2 protein-coding genes and 1 pseudogene are annotated in these 2,793 nt (G+C 45.5%); 1 reads left to right on the forward strand and 2 read right to left on the reverse strand.

The features are described from left to right. A pseudogene (locus KI743_RS23660) lies at positions 1-120 on the forward strand (phosphate ABC transporter substrate-binding protein); the annotation flags it as partial. Between the two features lie 69 nt (positions 121-189). Here the strand turns inward: KI743_RS23660 and KI743_RS23665 are convergent. Beyond that, positions 190-885 (reverse strand): MaoC family dehydratase, encoded by a 696-nt coding sequence (locus tag KI743_RS23665; RefSeq protein ID WP_285468506.1) that lies wholly within the window; start codon positions 883-885, stop codon positions 190-192. 292 nt (positions 886-1,177) lie between these two features. After that, positions 1,178-2,793, reverse strand: a 1,616-nt coding sequence (locus KI743_RS23670; RefSeq protein WP_285468507.1) for an efflux RND transporter permease subunit, incomplete at its 5' end; no start/stop codon positions are given.

Here is a 2,793-nt window from a genome sequence, read left to right on the forward strand (position 1 = left end):
TTCCTGATCCTTTACAAGAAAGAATCGGCTTCCGATGAGAGCAAAGACTTTGTTAAGTTCGTAAGCTCAAAACAGGGCCAAGATCTTATTGAAGAGTACGGATACACTCGAGTGAAATAAGTTTACGTCCAAACGAAAAAGAGAGAGCTAAGGCTCTCTCTTTTTTTATTCTTAAACAACTATTCTGGTTTAGAAGTGCAGTTGAATAACTGAAACAACCACAGCACCTGGGCGGCGTACACCTTCGATCTCAACTCGAATTTCACGTTCAATCTCAAGACCTTTGCGGATAGGAGTCACTTTCGTCAGAGTACTCTTAGCACGCACGTTGTTGCCTGATTTAACAGGGTATGGGAAACGCACTTGGTTTAAACCGATGTTCACCACCATTTTTGCCGTCGGGAATTGCGACTTATCAGGATCAACACTATCTGTTAGACGTGGTAGTAGAGACAGAGTCAAAAAGCCGTGTGCAATGGTTGTTTTGAATGGTGAGTCAGATTCTGCTTTGTCAGGGTTCGTGTGAATCCACTGCATATCTTCCGTTACTTCACCAAACTGGTTAATACGATCTTGGCCTACGTGAATCCAATCACCAGTATGGATCACTTCACCGATCTGCGCAGACAGCTCATCGTAAACCGCTTGTGCTTCAGGTTTTAGCTCGATCGGCTTCTCAACCGGTGCTACTGGTTGGATCGGTGCATCTTCATTGACAGCAGGTTTGTGATGGTCGCGTACCCATGCAAAGAAGTGACTATTTTGCGTGCGGTTCAGAAAGTCGCCCCAGTACTCTCTTAGAGTTGGAGACATCCATTGCATAAACTCTGAGTGTTGTGGCGAAACACTATCACTACGGTGTTTAAATAAATCAATGACCTTCATAAGAACCTCAATGCACAAAATAACGTAATTTAACTCGCTAATTTTGAAACACTTCACAATATTGTGCAAACATTTTCGAGCATACACACGTTCACTGAAAGGTGTTATTTCAATAAATATCAGTCACTTATTTAAAAAACACTATTTTATTAGAAGATCGAGTTTAGAGTAGAGACTCAGCGACATATTTAGAAAATTCGCATATAGGAGAGAATTTATATTCCGTTTGGATATAAAAAAAGGCCTAGCGAATGCTAAGCCTTTTGTTTCATGTGGTTAATTTTAGGTCGCTTTATTCATCATCGAGAGGAATAAGTTTGGTATTTCCACCATGTGCTTTCTCACGTTTACGCTGAACGAACGCATAGAAGCCAGGGATTAGGAAAGTACCTGCTAACAACACACATAGCAGACCACCAATCAATGAAATACCCAATGAGTTTTGACTCACGTGACCAGCACCCGCAGCGAAGATAAGCGGGAAAATACCCAAGATAAACGACCAAGAGGTCATGTTTACCGCTCGGAAACGTAGAGTACCACCCTTCACTGCTGCATCATCGATAGGCACATCTTTCTCTTCACGCTCAACTTTAGCGAATTCCACAATCAAGATTGCGTTCTTCGCCGCCAGCGCTATGAGCAGAACCAGACCTATCTGCGCATACAAGTTAAGTGGTGTGCCGGTTAGATTAAGCGCTAAGAAGGATCCTAACGTGGCCACCGGTACCACCAATATAATCGCAACCGGAATCGTCCAACTCTCGTACTGCGCAACCATGAACAAGTAAATGAAGATCAGAGCCAATGCGAACGCGAAGATAGCTTGGTTACCCGCTAGTACTTCTTGATACGCCATGCCTGTCCACTCGTACTGGTAGCCCTGTGGAAGAACTTCTGCAGCAACACGTTCCATTGCGGCAATCGCATCACCACTTGAGTAACCCGGAGCCGGTTGACCTTGAATCACAGCACTGCGGTACATGTTGTAACGCCATGCAACGTCTGGCTCAAAGATCTGCTCATGCGTTACCAATGTGCTTAGTGGAATCATCTCACCTGATGAAGAACGAACGTGGAAGCGTTGCAGATCTTCCATGCTGCTTCGGTGATCACTGTCGGCTTGCATGGTTACACGGAAGTTCTTACCAAACATGGTGAAGTCATTCACGTACAAAGAACCTAGGTTACCTTGCAGTGTTTGAAAGATTTCAGACAGAGGAATACCTAGCTGCTGCGCTTTTTCGCGGTCGATGTCGACGTAGTAATGCGGTACGTTAGCACGGAAGGTACTGAAGGTACGTGCGATCTCAGGCTGCTGATTGGCTTTCTGAATAACATCGTCCATTACCATCGCAAGATCGCTTCGGCTACGGCCCAAGGTGTCTTCTAGTACAAACTCAAAGCCAGACGCTGCGCCCATACCCGGAACCGCCGGAGGTCCCATCGCAAACACTACCGCTTGTGGCAGTTCCATCGCAGCACGACCGTTGATTCGCTGAGAGATCGCTTGTGCTGAGTGCTCTCCATCAAGTGCATTACGCATATCCCAATCGTGCAGTTTGATAAACAGTGAAGCACCATTTGATGCAGATGCACCCGTCATGAAGGCATAGCCGTTTACTAGCGTCACACCATCAACACCTGGTTCTTGCTCAACCATTTCCAGCAAGTGTTCAGTCACCTCTTCTGTACGAGACAAAGAAGCTGCATCAGGTAATTGCACGTTGACCAGCAAGATACCCTTATCTTCCTGAGGAACGAACGCTGTTGATGTTGTCTTCGAGAAGTAAGTTACCGCTGCCAATGCCACCACGAAGAAGGTAAATAGCAGCACACCTTTCTTAACAAGGAAGCCTGCCACTTGACCGTACTTCTTAGTTACATTTTCTAAACCACGGTTGAATG

This window comes from Vibrio sp. D420a (assembly GCF_030248625.1).
Taxonomy (GTDB): domain Bacteria; phylum Pseudomonadota; class Gammaproteobacteria; order Enterobacterales; family Vibrionaceae; genus Vibrio; species Vibrio fortis_A.